The 16225-nt window shown below is 37.7% G+C and carries 14 protein-coding genes; 10 read left to right on the forward strand and 4 right to left on the reverse strand.

Features of this window, described 5'->3' with window-relative positions; all coding sequences use genetic code 11:
• The first annotated feature begins 8 nt into the window (after window positions 1–8).
• Window positions 9–1004, forward strand: coding sequence for a GNAT family N-acetyltransferase (locus tag HEQ28_RS11725; protein ID WP_434502641.1), 996 nt, complete (start codon window positions 9–11; stop codon window positions 1002–1004).
• A gap of 1246 nt (window positions 1005–2250) precedes the next feature.
• Here HEQ28_RS11725 and HEQ28_RS11730 read toward each other — a convergent pair.
• Window positions 2251–3330 (reverse strand): C1 family peptidase, encoded by a 1080-nt coding sequence (locus tag HEQ28_RS11730; RefSeq protein WP_434502643.1) that lies wholly within the window; start codon window positions 3328–3330, stop codon window positions 2251–2253.
• Window positions 3331–3341: 11 nt separating this feature from the next.
• A complete protein-coding gene (gene dgt / locus HEQ28_RS11735) occupies window positions 3342–4679 on the reverse strand; it encodes a dGTP triphosphohydrolase (protein WP_434502644.1) in 1338 nt (445 codons plus the stop codon).
• A 156-nt stretch (window positions 4680–4835) separates the two neighbouring features.
• Here dgt and dut point away from each other — a divergent pair, with 156 nt between their 5' ends.
• Genes dut through HEQ28_RS11755 form a run of 4 tightly spaced genes read left to right on the forward strand, consistent with a single transcriptional unit; the run spans window position 4836 to window position 9654 of the window.
• The gene (gene dut, locus HEQ28_RS11740) at window positions 4836–5273 is read left to right on the forward strand and encodes a dUTP diphosphatase (protein WP_434502646.1); all 438 of its coding nucleotides are present in this window, start codon (window positions 4836–4838) and stop codon (window positions 5271–5273) included.
• 21 nt (window positions 5274–5294) lie between these two features.
• Window positions 5295–7073 (forward strand): tetratricopeptide repeat protein, encoded by a 1779-nt coding sequence (locus tag HEQ28_RS11745; protein ID WP_434502648.1) that lies wholly within the window; start codon window positions 5295–5297, stop codon window positions 7071–7073.
• 22 nt (window positions 7074–7095) lie between these two features.
• A complete protein-coding gene (locus HEQ28_RS11750; RefSeq protein ID WP_434502650.1) occupies window positions 7096–7995 on the forward strand; it encodes a DUF4292 domain-containing protein in 900 nt (299 codons plus the stop codon).
• Entirely contained in the window at window positions 7996–9654 is a 1659-nt protein-coding gene (locus HEQ28_RS11755) for a murein hydrolase activator EnvC family protein (RefSeq protein ID WP_434502652.1), read from the forward strand.
• A 16-nt stretch (window positions 9655–9670) separates the two neighbouring features.
• Here the strand turns inward: HEQ28_RS11755 and HEQ28_RS11760 are convergent, their stop codons facing one another.
• On the reverse strand, window positions 9671–10732 hold the full coding sequence (locus HEQ28_RS11760) for a M20 family metallo-hydrolase (RefSeq protein WP_434502653.1): 1062 nt from the start codon (window positions 10730–10732) through the stop codon (window positions 9671–9673).
• Between the two features lie 77 nt (window positions 10733–10809).
• Between HEQ28_RS11760 and HEQ28_RS11765 the strand changes: the two genes are divergently transcribed.
• The 4 genes from HEQ28_RS11765 to HEQ28_RS11780 are packed head-to-tail and all read left to right on the forward strand — an operon-like array spanning window position 10810 to window position 14432.
• Window positions 10810–12618 carry an AMP-dependent synthetase/ligase gene (locus HEQ28_RS11765; protein ID WP_434502655.1) on the forward strand — a complete coding sequence of 603 codons (1809 nt, stop codon included), beginning with the start codon at window positions 10810–10812 and terminating at the stop codon, window positions 12616–12618.
• Between the two features lie 3 nt (window positions 12619–12621).
• A complete protein-coding gene (gene prfB / locus HEQ28_RS11770) occupies window positions 12622–13749 on the forward strand; it encodes a peptide chain release factor 2 (protein WP_434502657.1) in 1128 nt (375 codons plus the stop codon).
• Window positions 13750–13782: 33 nt separating this feature from the next.
• On the forward strand, window positions 13783–13932 hold the full coding sequence (locus tag HEQ28_RS11775) for a hypothetical protein (protein WP_434502659.1): 150 nt from the start codon (window positions 13783–13785) through the stop codon (window positions 13930–13932).
• Window positions 13932–14432, forward strand: a complete 501-nt coding sequence (locus HEQ28_RS11780) for a CYTH domain-containing protein (RefSeq protein WP_434502661.1) — start codon at window positions 13932–13934, stop codon at window positions 14430–14432. Before HEQ28_RS11775 ends, HEQ28_RS11780 begins: the two co-directional genes overlap by 1 nt.
• Here the strand turns inward: HEQ28_RS11780 and HEQ28_RS11785 are convergent.
• Entirely contained in the window at window positions 14392–14784 is a 393-nt protein-coding gene (locus HEQ28_RS11785; RefSeq protein ID WP_434502663.1) for a VanZ family protein, read from the reverse strand. The genes HEQ28_RS11780 and HEQ28_RS11785 overlap by 41 nt on opposite strands.
• Before the next feature lie 75 nt (window positions 14785–14859).
• Here HEQ28_RS11785 and HEQ28_RS11790 point away from each other — a divergent pair, with 75 nt between their 5' ends.
• Window positions 14860–16218, forward strand: coding sequence for a sodium-dependent transporter (locus HEQ28_RS11790; RefSeq protein ID WP_434502664.1), 1359 nt, complete (start codon window positions 14860–14862; stop codon window positions 16216–16218).
• The last annotated feature ends 7 nt before the right edge of the window (window positions 16219–16225 follow it).

Consider the following 16225-nt stretch of genomic DNA (forward strand, 5'->3'; position numbering starts at 1 on the left):
ACGGATATATGGAAGAAGAGATAATCCAACCTATTGATAAAAGTTTACTAAAAAGTGAACTAACTCCTGAGCGTCAGCTCAGAATGACCAATAAAAGCAATAATGAAATTTATGTTATTACAGCTCATCAAGCACCTAACGTGATGAAGGAAATTGGTCGTCTGCGTGAAATCGCTTTTCGTACAGCAGGAGGTGGTACTGGGAAATCAATGGATATAGATGAGTTTGATACGATGGATAACTGTTGTAAACAACTTGTTGTATGGAATCCTGAAGCCGAGGAAATAATTGGTGGTTATAGATATCTCTTTGGATCTGATTGGGATATAGATGATAATGGACAACCGATTCTTGCCACAAGTCACATGTTTCATTTCTCTGACAAGTTTATGAAAGACTATGCTCCTTATACCGTAGAATTAGGGCGTAGTTTTGTTTCTATAGAATATCAGAATGTTAGAAAAAATTCAAAGAGTATTTTTGCTCTCGATAATCTTTGGGATGGTCTTGGCGCACTTACGGTAATTAATCCAAATTGCAGATATTTCTTTGGAAAGATGACAATGTATCCTTCTTATATTCGCAAAGGACGTGATATGATTCTTTATTTTCTTAAAAAGCATTTTGACGATAAGGATAGACTCATAATACCGATAAAACCGTTGAAAATTGAAACTGAAGAATCAGAATTGGCAAATATTTTCAATAAATATGCTTTCAAAGAAGATTATCGTATATTGAACAAGAAAATAAGAGAATTGGGATATAATATTCCACCTCTTGTAAATGCATATATGAGTTTGAGTCCAACAATGAAGCTCTTCGGAACGGCAATCAACTATGGATTTGGTGATGTAGAAGAAACGGGTATTCTTATAGCTGTTGATGAAATATTGGAAGAAAAGCGTGTTCGCCATATCGACAGTTTCATAAAAGAGCATCCTGAGGCACTTCAGATTACAAGCGGTGCAAATAATCTTATTTACAAAGAGGACAATCTATAGACTTGCTGATACTTGTCCTACAGTGACCGTTGATTAATGAATTGTGTTCATTGATACTACAGAATTGTTAGATCTTGTTGATATTTTAATCTTCGTATTAATAATTTTGGAACACTAGGAGTCATTGTACTTATGCCCACTTAAAATGATTAGCTTTTAGTGCAATGTACTATAATTAATTGTTTGGAGCCTAGGCCTCTCTGTGACAATTTGATTTTGTATGTTTAGGGGCTTCCCCCCCCCCCTGTTTTTTTAGCTACGAAACTATGGTATCTTTGCTAATGCTTATAAACAAAGGGCTTGTCGAAACGTAGTTTGCAGGATTTAGCTACGTCAACTTGTGTAGTTTTAAAGATGAAATGTATTTTATGAGTGAATTTGTCAAAGAACTGTTGACTGCATCTGAGGAACTGAGGATGTATAAATAGAGACAGTAAACGAGAGCAGAATTTCCAAGCTTGTTTAAGTGTTCTGCTGAATTCCACTGAATTCTCGGCAAAGATACTGCAAACTTTTTGTCCATGCAATCAGATTTAGGTTAGCCTGTTAGCCAAAGTTTTAAATACTTGAAACTACACACCATAATACACGTGCGCACGTATGCGCACACTCTGAGTTTTTCGTAAAAACAAGTGTCAAAGTGTCTATCCGTTGAGCATCAAATTGTTAAAATACTTTTCGGGTCGATTGAACTGTCGGTTATTCGTCGGTAAAATATGGGTAAAGAATTTCATCATGTTGCATAGCACTTTACGAAGTTTTTCGTTGCGTTTTGCGATGTTTTGCAATCCGTTTTACGATGAAATGCATTGCGTTTTACGAAGCAATAGGAGGTAAAACATCGTAGAAACGTTTGCTTTTCTATATGGAATGAGTTGCATTTCTATATAGAAACGTATGTGAAACTTGAAATTTGACCGTCAGATCACCGTCACTTTATTTAGTCAAATTGGTCGATAAAATACTGATATTCATTAAGTTGACATTTCGACACTTGTATTTTTCAAAACCCTAAGTGCGCGCGTGTAAGCACGTACATTATATAAGCGAAAATATATAACGTAGCTAAGGCGTAGCTCACGAAGCTAAAATGGCCTGGCTGCGTGTCGTCAGTCTCTCTGTTTATAGGCTTTGCCAGAGATACCGTAGCTAAATACTAAAAAACGCTGAGAATACAGCCTAAATGTATAAATTTTAAATCTTTACAGAGAAATCTAGGCTCCAAACATAAATTTTTAAATGTAAATCAATTATGTGGTATTTTGGCTGCGTTCTTGTTCAGAAATATGTATGTGGTGTTGTCGGCAATATAGTCTTTTGCCATATACCAGATTCCTTTATAGTCACCTGCTGTGCCCCATGAATTTTTTACTAAATAGTATTCTACACCATTTTCGTCTTTCGCAGTTCCATATATCAGCATCACGTGATCGTAGGTGGCGTCCCAATCGTCAAATCGCATCTGACGACTTTCCTGAGTAGGCTTTTTCTTTGGAGCTTCAGCTATACCCGTACGTTCAAAACCATTACCAGAAACATCGCCTCCCCATGCCACATTGTAACCGTTCTTTAAGGCTGTGTCGATAATATGCATCATTTCATCGAGTGGTACATTGTAGCTCATTTGTGGACGCCATTTATATGGAGCTTCAATAATGAAATTCTCATAGAAAGGATGATGTGTGAAACTTGTTATGCTGATGTAATCATCTAAATTAAGTTTAAGACTTGCCGCAAATGATTTTGGAGTATATTCCTTTCCTTCATACATAAACGTTTCTGGACACTTTCCAAGATATGCATCAAGAATATTTTGAAAGCCCTGACGCCATGCTAGCGATAGTTTTTGGGATTTGCTACGTGCTATAGCTTTGACATAAGGTTCCAGAACCATGAAAAATTCATTGAAGTTTGCCAAAGTGTCACCAATCATGCTACCGGGTTTTGCCATTGCAGACTCAGGACAGATGCCATGATTGCGTATTACGTCAAGTACGTCATCGCATGATCCTCCTTGAGAAAACCGACTGTCACCATGTTCGCGCACATTATATGTTGCACAGTCAACATAATCATTACTAGCGACAAACATTTCGCTCAAGTCTACAGTTTTACCGGTAGCTCGTAAGATTTCTCCCTCAAAGAAACCACATGTTGCATAATCCCAGCATGTCCCACTGCGGTTTTGGTTTTTAATGCTAGTAATCTTGTTTTCTGAGATAGTGGTAAAAACATGTTTTTTTACATTGTCTTTCTTTTCTTGAGCAGATGCTAGAATACCGATGAAAAGTAGTAAAATAGTAAATAATCTCTTGATAGTTCCCATACAAAAATGCTTTATATTATAGGCAATGACATGCCGTTTATCTTTTGATATATATCCAAAGCGTATATGTCTGTCATTCCGCTTATATAGTCGATTATAGCCATAATTCTTGTTTCAAGATTGTCACTGTGTATATCGTATTGGCTGCTAACTCTTCGTATTAATTGTTGAGAATAAAATCTGTCAGGATTTCTTGCAGCACCTATAAATACATCCATAAGAGTTTCCATTATCTTGTAACCCGATAACTCTATATCAAGAACAGGTTTGCTATGATAGATCTTCTTGTATGAAACTTTCTCGCAACGTTCGTATGCATTTTTTTGAATAAGGGAAATGTTGTCAATTAGACTTCCGTGGAAAGTTCCATTTAAGATTTCTTCTTCATGTTCAACAAAAGTCTTAACACATTCATTCTCAAGTTTGCCGATTACGCAAGCTCGCAAATATACAACTTTTTCGTTGTCATCAGTGACGCCATCTTCTTTCATCCTTTCTAGTAGGTTAGCTCTGGTAGCATCATCGAAAAAGCCCATTAGAAGTTCGAAAGTTTCTTGGAAAGAAAGAATCTTAAGCTTATGAGAATCCTCTATATCCATAATTTCATAACATATATCATCGGCTGCCTCTACAAGATATACCAAAGGATGACGTGCATATTTTAATGGCTCTTGTTTGTCTGATTTGCAAATAACACCCAATTCATCGGCTATTTTTTGATAATCTTCAGCTTCTGTTTTGAAAAATCCAAATTTTCCATGGTCTCCAGCTAAGCTACTAGCAAAAGGATATTTAACAATGCTAGCAAGCATAGAGTATGTCATAACAAAACCACCAAGTCTTCTTCCCAAGAATCTGTGTGTAAGTAAACGGAAAGCATTAGCGTTACCTTCGAAATGCGTTATATCATCCCAAAATTCCGATGAAACCGATTCTTTTAAAGCTTTTCCTTTGCCTTCAGTGAAGAATGTTTGAATAGCCTTTTCTCCAGAATGTCCAAATGGAGGATTACCCATATCGTGTGCCAAACATGCTGCACTGACAATAGTTCCGATTTCTTCAAAAAGAGTATTTGCTAATTCTGGATGCAAATCTTTCAATTGTCTGCATACATCATTACCCAAAGACTGTCCAAGACTTGAAACCTCAAGGCTGTGGGTTAATCTGTTATGCACGAATATGCTTCCAGGAAGAGGAAAAACCTGGGTCTTATTTTGTAGTCTGCGAAACGGAGCAGAGTATATCAGCCTGTCATAATCTCGCTTAAACTCTGATCTGTCATCATGTCTTTCGGCATGTCTATGTTCCTGCCCAAGACGCTTGTTTGATATTAGTTGTTGCCAATTCATGTGGCAAATATAGTGTAATTTAATCTAAATAGTTTCTTTTTCTGTTGAAAAATTAAGATATATGCATATAATTCATTATTTTTGCACATGATAGGCAGACTATATTATATTTTTATTTTCTGTCAGTATATGTTTTGAATATTATAAAATACATTTATGCTAAAGATTAAAGTCGTAAACACCGGACATCAGCAGCTACCTGCTTATGCAACACCGCAGAGCGCAGGTATGGATTTGCGTGCAAATATTGATGAATCAATCGTGTTGAAACCATTTGAACGTCGTCTGATTTCTACGGGTTTACATATAGCATTGCCTGCTGGCTTTGAGGCTCAGATACGCCCACGTAGCGGTTTGGCATTGAAACATGGTATAACTGTACTAAATTCTCCGGGCACTGTTGATGCCGATTATCGTGGTGAAGTAATGGTTCTTTTGATTAATTTGTCTCAAGAAGAATTTGTCATCAATGATGGTGAGCGTGTTGCGCAAATGGTTATTGCAAGACATGAGCAAGGACTCATGGAACTTGTTGATGAACTTGACGAAACCGAACGTGGTACAGGTGGATATGGACATACTGGAGTGAAGTAAAAACGAATAATACAATTCAAATTGAAATATACATATAGACATATTGCCTTAATGTCAGTTGTCGGTCTTATGGCCGTTTCAGCAGCGTTGCCTTCATTCGCTAAGAATAATAAGCGTAAGAAGACAGAGGTTTCGTCGACAGTTGCGCCTCTTTCTTACGAAGATAGTATGCGCTATAATTCCTTTTTTATGGAGTCTGTTGTCGCTGCTGGAGCAGGAAGATATGCTGCTGCTTATGACTTGTTGAAGCATAGTTTGGAGATTAATCCAAATGCCGCCGAAGCATATTATTTGCTTTCTACATATCAGATGGAATTAAAGCAGGATACTTTGGCGATAAAATCGATGGAAAAAGCCGCAGAGCTTTCTCCGACTAATGATACCTATCAAGAGCGTTTAGCACAATTCTGCATTAATTTTAAACAGTATGATAAAGCTATAAAGGTATATGAGAATCTTGCAACTAATCGTCCTGATCGTACCGATGTGCTTGAAGTGCTGATGCAGTTGTATAATCAGCAAAAGGACTATACTAACATGCTCAAAACGATAGACCGTATCGAGAAGGCTGATGGAACTGGAGAAGAAATAACTTTAGCTAAGGTTCGAGCTTATGAACTTCTTGGTAACAAGAAAGATGCATACAAAGCTTTGAAAAATCTTTCAGACACATATCCTAACGATAACAGTTATAGAGTTATGTTGGCTAACTGGCTAATGCAGAATGATAAGCAAAAAAATGCCTATGATATTTATACTTCAGTATTAAAAGATGAACCGTCAAATTCTTATGCGCTATCTTCGCTTTATGACTATTATAAGGCCATCGGTGATAATGATAAGGCAAAAGAAGTAATGACTCGAGTGCTTGCAAATAGTAAGACAGACTCTAATAGCAAGCAGGCTATGATTCGACAGTTTATTGAAGAAAATGAACAAGCCGGTAAAGATAGTACTGTTGTTCTTGATATGTTAGATAAGGTTACGAAGCAAAATCCACAAGATGCAGATATAGCAGAACTGAAGGTCGCCTATATGTCATTAAAAAAAATGCCTAAAGATGTTATTGATAGCGCAATCGTTTCTTTATTGAATGTAGCTCCTGATAATGCTGGCGCACGTCTTCAGCTTATCCAGAATATTTGGGATCAGAAAAATTGGGATCAGATAATATCAGTATGTAAACCAGCATTGGAATATAATCCCGATGAAATGGCTTTTTATTATTTCCTCGGTTTGGCTTATTTTCAGAAAGATAATGAAAATCTTACTTTAGAGACTATTAAAAAGGGTCTCTCACAAGTATCCGATAAGAGCAATAAGAATATGGTGTCTGAGTTGTATGCCATTATGGGTGACATACTTCAGAAAAAGGGACAAACACAACAGGCTTTTGCTGCCTATGATAGTAGTCTGCAATGGAAGGATGATAACATAGGTTGTCTAAACAACTATGCATATTATTTAAGTGAAGATGGACATAATCTTCAAAAAGCGGAGCAGATGAGTTATAAAACGATCAAGGCAGAACCCAAAAACTCTACATATCTTGATACTTATGCATGGATACTATTTATGCAGGATAGATTTGCCGAGGCTAAGATTTATGCAGATCAAGCCGTGGCTAATGATACTGATTCTGTTCAAAGCCCAGTAATACTTGAACATACGGGAGATATTTATGCTTGTCTGGGAAAAGCCAATGATGCAGTTAACTTTTGGCAGAAAGCTATTAGAGCTGGTGGAAAGAGTGCTTTATTGAAGCGTAAGATTGAACTTAAAAAATATATAAAGAAATAACCAAATCTTTATAAAATAGAATATGAATAGAATATATATCAAACTGATGACTTTAGGATTACCATTGATTTTGGTATCTTGTGGAGCAAAGAAAAATCTGGTAAAGGATACTCCTGTAGTCCAAAAAACGGTGTCTAAATCAGATAAAGCGGCTGATGAGGTAGAATTAAAGAAACTATCTTTTGTACAAAAGGTTTCAGATAATTCGGTGTATGCAACAAATATAGTAGGTGATTTACGATTCAATATAAAAGCTGGTGGAAGGGATATCACAGTTCCTGGATCTTTGCACATGCGCAAAAACCAAGTTATACGTATTCAGTTGTTTATTCCATTACTAGGCTCTGAAGTTGGACGATTGGAATTTACACCTGATTATGTACTTGTTATAGATCGTATTCATAAGGAATATGTAAAAGCAGATTATACCCAACTTGATTTTCTAAAAGATAATGGCTTGAACTTTTATAGCCTACAGTCATTGTTTTGGAATCAGTTGTTTCTTCCAGGAACAGATAAAGTTTCAGAGACAGCCTTGCGTAATTTTAGTGTAAAGCTTGATGATATTGGTGAAAATAATCCAGTTTCATGGAAAAACAACAACATGAGTTTTGTCTGGAATGCAAATAAGCAATCAGGATTGATTTCAGAAACAGATGTGGCTTATAGAAGTTTACAGCATGGGATGTCTACGCTTAACTGGAAGTATTCTAATTTCACGAATGTTGGCGTGAAGATGTTCCCAGCAAAGCAGAATTTCAAGTTTACTACTACTGCGACAAAACAAAAGCAGACAGCCGAGGTTACACTTGATATGGAAGAAGTGGCAACTAAGGACAACTGGGATGTAAATACTACTATTTCAAATAAATATAAAAAGATAGAAGCCGCGGATATCCTCGGTAAAATCATGAGTTTGTAAATGAAAAGATTATTGGTTATACTCCTTGCCACTGTTATGGCGTTGAATGTTTCTGCACAGAAAAATAAATCTGTACAGAAAAATAAGCAAAATACTGTGGTGACAAAGAAAAGAAAAACTGTTCCTTCTAATAAAAAAGCTACAGTTTATACGAATGCTTCAATAAGAGGTTTGCAGGGACAGCGTTCTAAAATTCAAAAGAAGATAAAAGAACAGGAGCAGGCATTGCGCCAAAATCAGGCTGATGTGAAGCTACGGTTGGAAAATCTTATCACTTTGAATACGCAGATTGATGAACGTCAAAAGAATATTGATGGTATTCAGCAGGATATTCACCATATTGAAGGTAATATAGATATTCTAAAGGCTCAGTTGCAAACTCTAGAGAGGCAACTCGCAGATCGCAAGGCAAAATATATAAAGTCAATGCGATATATGGCAAGACACAATACCGTTCAAGACAAGCTGATGTTTATCTTTTCAGCTAAAAATCTTGCACAGATGTATCGTCGTTTGAGATTCGTAAGAGAGTATGCGGATTATCAAAAAGCCCAAGGTGAAATGGTGAAGACCAAACAAGCTCAGGTGACTGGTAAACATGTTCAATTAGAACATGTAAAAGGTCTGAAGAGTAACCTGTTATATAAAGGCAAGAAAGAAAAGACTGCGCTTGTTGGTCAGCAAGATGAGCAAAAGAAAGTTGTTGAATCTTTGAAGAATCAGCAGCAGACAATACAGAAAGTAATTGCAGAACAGCGTCAGAAAGATGCTGCTATGAATGCACAGATAGACAGACTGGTGGCTCAGGAAGTAGCAAAGGCACGTGCAAGAGCCGCCGCTGAAGCCCAAAAACGTGCTGCCGCTGTTGCTGCATCTAAGCGCCGAGCTGCCGATCTTGCACGTAAAAAAGCTGCAGCAGAGGCTGCTGCTCGCGAAAATGAACGTAGGATAGCTGAGGCTAAAGAAAAAGAACAAAGACTGAAAGCGGAAGCTGAATCTGCTGCAAGGGCTGCTGAAGTAGCTCGTCAGGCACAGGCTAATGCTGATGAGTCACGAAAGAAGGCTGCCGCAGAAACAGCTTCTAGGGCTGCTGCCGCTGAACGTACTCGTGCTGAACAAGCTGCACGTGAAGCTCAGGCTCAACGTGTCGCTGCCGAGAGAAAAGCTGCAGTTGATGATGCGCGTCAGAAGAAAATTATAGCAGCAGCAACTAAAGAGGCTGATGATGTCCAGAAGTTTTCTACCGTGGATCGTATGATGAACGGAGGATTTGAGGCTAATCGAGGTCGTTTGCCGATGCCTATAACTGGAGGATATAGGGTAGTGAGCCATTTCGGACAATATAATGTTGAAGGTTTGAACGGAGTAACTCTTGATAACAAGGGTATTAATATCAAAGGTAGCTCAGGCTGTATGGCAAGATCAATATACGATGGCGAGGTTAGTGCTGTATTTGGATATTCTGGTAGTATGGTTGTTATGGTTCGCCACGGTGCATACATATCAGTATATTGCAATCTAAGATCTGTATGCGTAAGTCGTGGACAGAAAGTAAGCACACGCCAGGCACTTGGTAGTGTTGGAACCGATAATATACTTCAGTTCCAACTTAGAAAGGAAACTTCTAAACTTAATCCTGAAGCATGGTTAGGAAGGTAATTTGAAAAGTTAAATCTTAAATAATGGCGCCATCAAGTAGTTGAATATATTGCTTGATGGCGTTTTCTATTTCGCCAATTTCAATGAATTCATCGGCAGAGTGAGAACGAGAAGACTCTCCTGGACCAAGTTTGAAAGACTGAAAATTCATCAAAGCCTGATCGCTAAGGGTAGGACTTCCAAAAGGTTTCATTCCCATTTCAATGCATCTTTTTATAAGAGGGTGCTCTGGTGAAATATGTGAAGAGTTTAATCTGTATGAATGAGCTTTGATTTCGCTTTTGCAGTGTTGCTGTATGAAATTACATATATCTTCATTTTTGTAAAACTCATTTGTTCTTACGTCTATAAGTGCTGTTAGTTTGTCTGGGATTACGTTGTGCTGCGTTCCTGCATTAACTACTGTTACAGTCATCTTTGTCGGACCAAGTAAATCACTTATTTTTTTAAACTTGTAGTCTCTTATCCAAATCAAGTCATCAAGAGCTTCGTATATAGCATTTATGCCTTCGTTACGTGCAGCATGCCCGCTTTTGCCATGAGCAATAAGGTCAATTACCATCAGCCCTTTTTCTGCGATAGCTGGTTGCATTCCTGTTGGTTCACCAACAATGGCAATGTCGATTTTTGGCAGCAATGGAAGTACCATGCTTATTCCGTTTTTCCCAGAAATCTCTTCTTCGGCAGAGGCGAGATAGATGACGTTATATTTCTGTGGTTTCGCCGATAGATATCTGAATACCTGCAATAGAGATACTAGTCCTCCACCACAGTCATTGCTTCCCAAACCATATAGAACATTGTTCTCAATAGTTGGCATAAAAGGGTTACGTGTCCACGAGTCTACTGGCTTTACAGTGTCAATATGCGCATTAAGTAACAATGTCGGTTTGTTAGTATCAAAATTCTTGTCTGTTATCCACACATTGTTAGCTTCACGCTGATATTCTAAACCATAATTTACGATGGTCTCGGCTATAATGTCAGCTGCTTCTTTTTCGTGGCGACTGACAGAAGGTGTGGCGATAAGATGCTTGAGCAAGTCTATCGCATCGTTAGTGTATTCTTTTTGCGTCATATCGATGACAAAGATAGCAAAATATTTTGTATTTTTCTTAATTTGCACTATCTTTGCATAAATTAAAATAAGCAATTATGCAAACAAGATGTCATCTATCGGTATTGATTCACGAACAGGCAAAGAAGTATGGAAATCGTGAGGCTATTACATTCCGTAACTTTGGAAGTCTTAAATGGGAGAATGTTTCATGGAATCAGTTCTCTATAAAAGTAAAGCAGGTCAGTAATGCTCTACTTAATCTTGGAGCAAAGCCACAGGAAAACATAGCTGTGTTCTCACAAAATTGCATTCAGTATTTATATACTAATTTTGGCGTTTATGGAGTGCGTGGGGTAACAATACCATTCTATGCCACTACAAGTGAACAGCAAATTCAGTATATGATTAACGATGCTCAAGTTCGCTTTATTTTTGTTGGTGAACAAGATCAGTATGATAAGGCACATAGAATATTTGCACTTTGCCCTTCGCTTGAGCGAATCATCATATTTGATTCAAGCGTAAGAATTAGTACCCATGACCCTAATGCTCTCTATTTTGATGATTTTCTTGCTTTGGGTGAGAAACTTCCACGTCAGACAGAAGTGGAAAAGTTATGGAAAGAGGCTAGTAATGATGATATCTGTGATATTCTTTATACAAGTGGTACAACAGGTGAAAGTAAGGGAGTAGTTCTTACTTACGGACAGTATTTGGCAGCTATGATTGCGAATGACGAGTGTGTTCCAATTAGTGAAAAGGATAGAGTCATAGATTTTCTTCCGTTTACACACATTTTTGAACGTGGATGGGCTTATCTTTCTCTTACTGAAGGTGCGCATTTGATAATCAATACATATCCGAACGAAATTCAACAGAGTATGAGAGAGACTCATCCTACAAGTATGAGCTCGGTTCCTCGTTTCTGGGAAAAAGTATATATTGCGGTAAAATCTAAAATGGATGATGCAAGTCCTTTCCAGCGTAAGTTGTTTCAGCATGCACTTGCAATAGGTAAAAAGCGAAATGTTGAATATCTTAGTCGTGGACGTCGTGTACCATTGACTTTGGAATTGCAATACAAGTTTGTAAATAAGACTATATTGAGTCTTGTTCGCAAGCAGATTGGTTTGGATAATTCTAATATTTTCCCTACAGCTGGAGCTTATGTTTCACCGGAAGTAGAGGAGTTTGTACATTCTATCGGAATCCACATGTTAGTAGGTTATGGACTTACTGAGAGTCTTGCAACTGTTTCATGTAATCATAAGGGTAAACCTTTTACAGTAGGTTCTGTCGGATATCCAATTAAAGGTATAGAAATAAAGATAGGTGAGAATAACGAAGTTTTATTAAAAGGTCCTACAATAACTCGTGGTTATTATCATCGTGACTCTGCAAATGCTGAGGCATTTGATAAAGATGGTTTCTTCCATACTGGTGACGCTGGTTATTTGAAGAACGGAGAACTATTTTTGAAAGAGCGTATTAAAGACCTTTTCAAAACATCAAATGGAAAGTATATTGCTCCACAGATGACCGAGTCACTTCTTTTGGTAGACAAGTATATTGATCAGGTAGCAATAATCGCAGATCAGCGTAAATTCGTATCGGCACTTATCGTTCCTGAATTCAGAATGATTGAAGAATGGGCACGTGAGCATCATATAAAATTTGAAAGTCGTGAAGACTTGTGTGCATGTAAAGAAATATACGATATGATGAAGGAACGTATAGATACTTTGCAACAGCAACTTGCCCATTACGAGCAGATAAAGCGCTTCACATTGTTGCCTCACCATTTCTCAATGGAAAATGGTGAACTTACAAATACATTGAAGTTAAGACGACCTGTTATTTGTAAAAACTACAAGGAAGAAATAGACAAAATGTTCGAGGAATAATATATGATTACAGCAGATCAGTTGAAAGATGTGCTGGAGCGCACTGAGGCACTCCAGAGATATCTGAATATAGACCAGAAAAAAATAGAATTTGAAGAGGAACAACTGCGTACTCAGGCTCCAGATTTTTGGGAAGATCCAAAGCGTGCAGAAGAGCAGATGAAACTGGTCAAAAGCATAGAAAAATGGATTAAAGGCTACAGTGAATGTAGACATTTCGCAGATGAATTGCAGTTGGCTTTCGATTTCTATAAGGATGATATGGTCACTGAGGAAGAGGTTGATGAAGACTATGCAAAAGCAATTAATTCTATAGAAGACCTTGAACTCAAGAATATGCTTCGTCAGGAAGAGGATTCTCTTAATGCTGTATTGAAGATAAACTCGGGTGCCGGTGGCACAGAGAGTCAGGACTGGGCTGCTATGCTTATGCGCATGTATCAGCGTTGGTCTGAGGCTCATGGATACGCAGTTAAGATTACAGATATTCAGGACGGAGATGAAGCTGGAATAAAAAGCGTAACCATGACCATTGAGGGTAAAGAGTTTGCTTATGGATATTTGAAATGCGAGAATGGTGTGCATCGTCTAGTGAGAGTTTCACCGTATAATGCTCAAGGAAAGCGTATGACAAGTTTCGCCAGTGTTTTCGTTACTCCACTTGTTGATGATACTATAGAAATTTATGTAGACCCTGCAAAAGTTAGTTGGGATACATTCCGCTCAAGCGGTGCTGGTGGTCAGAATGTGAATAAGGTCGAATCTGGTGTTCGTATACGTTATCAGTATGAAGATCCGGATACAGGCGAACACGAAGAAATACTTATTGAAAATACTGAAACTCGTGATCAGCCAAAGAACCGTGCTAAGGCTATGCTTCTGTTGAAGTCTCAATTGTATGATCGTGCATTAAAGAAAAAACAAGCTGAACAGGCAAAGGTTGAGGCTGGTAAGAAAAAGATCGAGTGGGGAAGTCAGATACGAAGTTATGTATTTGATGATCGTCGTGTAAAAGATCACCGTACAGGCTTCCAAACCTCTGATGTTGACGCTGTAATGGATGGCAAACTGGATGGCTTCATTAAAGCATATCTCATGGAGTTTGCCGCAAGTGAGGCTGAAGTTGAATAAACATAACATTCAATAATCTAAAATAATAAAACTATGAGTAGCAATAACGCATTAAGAAAGGCAAGACACGATGCCTATCAGAAAAAACAGGAAAAAAGAGGTAGAGAAATTATCGTTTGGATTTTCGGCGGACTTATTTTGCTTGCTATAATCTTTATGATATATACAGCTATTATGGTATAATGAGTGGACTGGAAATAGAACGTAAGTTTTTGGTAAAGAAAGGCGACGCATATAAGAACGCCGCCTTTTCAAGTAGCCATATCAAACAGGGATATATTCCTGCAGATGGTGCAACGGTGCGAATTCGTATTCGTGATGATAAAAGCTATCTCACGATTAAGGCTAGATCCGTAAATGGTGGAATGACGCGCTATGAATTTGAAAAAGAAATATCAACAGACGAAGCAGAACATCTTATGGCGCTTTGCCAAGGTGGAGTGATCGACAAGCGTAGATATCTTGTAAAAAGTGGTAATCATACGTTTGAGGTTGATGAATTTTATGGTGACAACGAGGGGCTTGTTATGGCAGAAGTGGAATTGTCAGATGAGTCAGAACCCTATGAAAAGCCTGATTTTATTGGGATGGAAGTTACAGGTGATAAGCGTTTTTATAACTCTCACATGTTGAAATCCCCATTTAAACTTTGGAAAAACACATTGCCAGAAGACTACCGATAATGAATGCCAAACCGACACCAATCGTGTCGGCAGTGAAATCAAACCATTCTCCGCTTCTCATACCTCCAGTACAATATTTCTGAAGAATTTCTATCAAACCACCCATTAATATCGGTGCAAGTAGTGCCCATATAATAATCTTATTCCACTTAACCTTCTTGTGCTTTGCAAGATATTCTAGCCATATAACTCCGCATGTTCCGCCATACATTACCATGTGTGTCCATTTGTCAATCATGGAAATATTGTCAAGTGGAGTTTCTGGTATAGGAATAAAACACAATGTCCATATAATTAGTATACAAACACTTGAAAATGGATATTTTGTTACTGAATGGAATAAATTATTCATATTTACTTTCTATTTTCCTGCAAAATTAGATATTTTTTTATAATTTTGCAATCGTTTTAGTTAAATATATCAATAATGTCTGAAGAAAGAGCAAGTTTTGGAAGTAAGTTAGGCATAATTATGGCTACAGCCGGTTCTGCTGTCGGACTGGGTAATATATGGCGTTTTCCTTATATGACTGGTAAAAACGGTGGTGCAGCGTTTATACTAATCTATATTGCATGTGTTATCATATTAGGAATACCATGTATGATCAGTGAATTTATAATCGGCAGGCACGGAGCCTCAAATACTGCGCGTGCATATACTCGTCTTTCAAATGGTACGGCTTGGAAGCTAGTTGGATATCTTGAGGTGCTGACGGGATTTTTAATAACTGGTTATTATGCAGTTATTTCTGGTTGGTGTCTTAATTATGTATATGCGTCAGTGATGGGCGAACTAAAAGGTGATCCTGCTTTTGTGAAAAATTACTTTGTTGAGTTTTCACAGAATCCGATACGACCAGTTTTTTGGACAATAGTAGTATTTGCGATTACGCATTTTATAATTATCCATGGCGTAAGAAATGGTATAGAGAAGGCTTCAAAACTGATGATGCCTACTTTGTTTGTACTCCTATTAGTTATTGTAGTAGCAGCCTGGATGCTTCCTGGAGCATCAAAGGGGATTGATTTCTTATTGAAACCTGATTTTTCAAAAGTAAACAGCGATGTTTTTCTTGGGGCTTTGGGACAATGCTTTTATTCTTTGAGCATCGGTATGGGATGTCTTTGCACATACGCAAGTTATTTCAGTCGTCGTACTAACATCACTACATCAGCTATACAGATTGGACTTATTGATCTTATGGTTGCGTTGTTGGCAGGTTTGATGATATTTCCTGCTGCTTTTTCTGTAGGGATAAACCCTGATAGTGGACCTTCGCTCATATTCATTACTTTACCAAATGTCTTTAATCAGGCTTTTTCTGGCGTTCCTTTATTGGGATGGGCTGTGTCATTGATGTTCTATGCTTTACTTTTCCTCGCAGCCCTCACATCATTGATTTCCCTCCACGAGGTAAACACTGCGTTCTTTTATGAAGAACTTCATATTTCCAGAAAAGCAGGAGCATGGATTGTTACCGTTTTCTGTTGTATTATAGGTGCTCTATGTTCTATATCTGTAGGCCATAAGAGTGGACTTTCGTTGTTTGGGCTACATCTTCTTGATTTGTTTGATTTTGTCACTGGTCAGTTGATGCTTCCTACTGTAGGATTGTTCATGTGTCTTTTTGTTGGTTGGTATATTCCTAAGCAGATTGTTATTGACGAGTTGTCAAATTGGGGAACACTGAAGTTTGGTTTCTATAAGTTGTTTATTTTTACCATGCGTTTTGTTTGTCCTTTGTGTATTTTAGCTATAATGCTTCATCAGTTTGGAGTGATTTAATTTATTT

It is taken from the genome of Prevotella sp. (assembly GCF_051059605.1).
In the GTDB taxonomy this organism is placed as follows: Bacteria; Bacteroidota; Bacteroidia; order Bacteroidales; family Bacteroidaceae; genus Prevotella.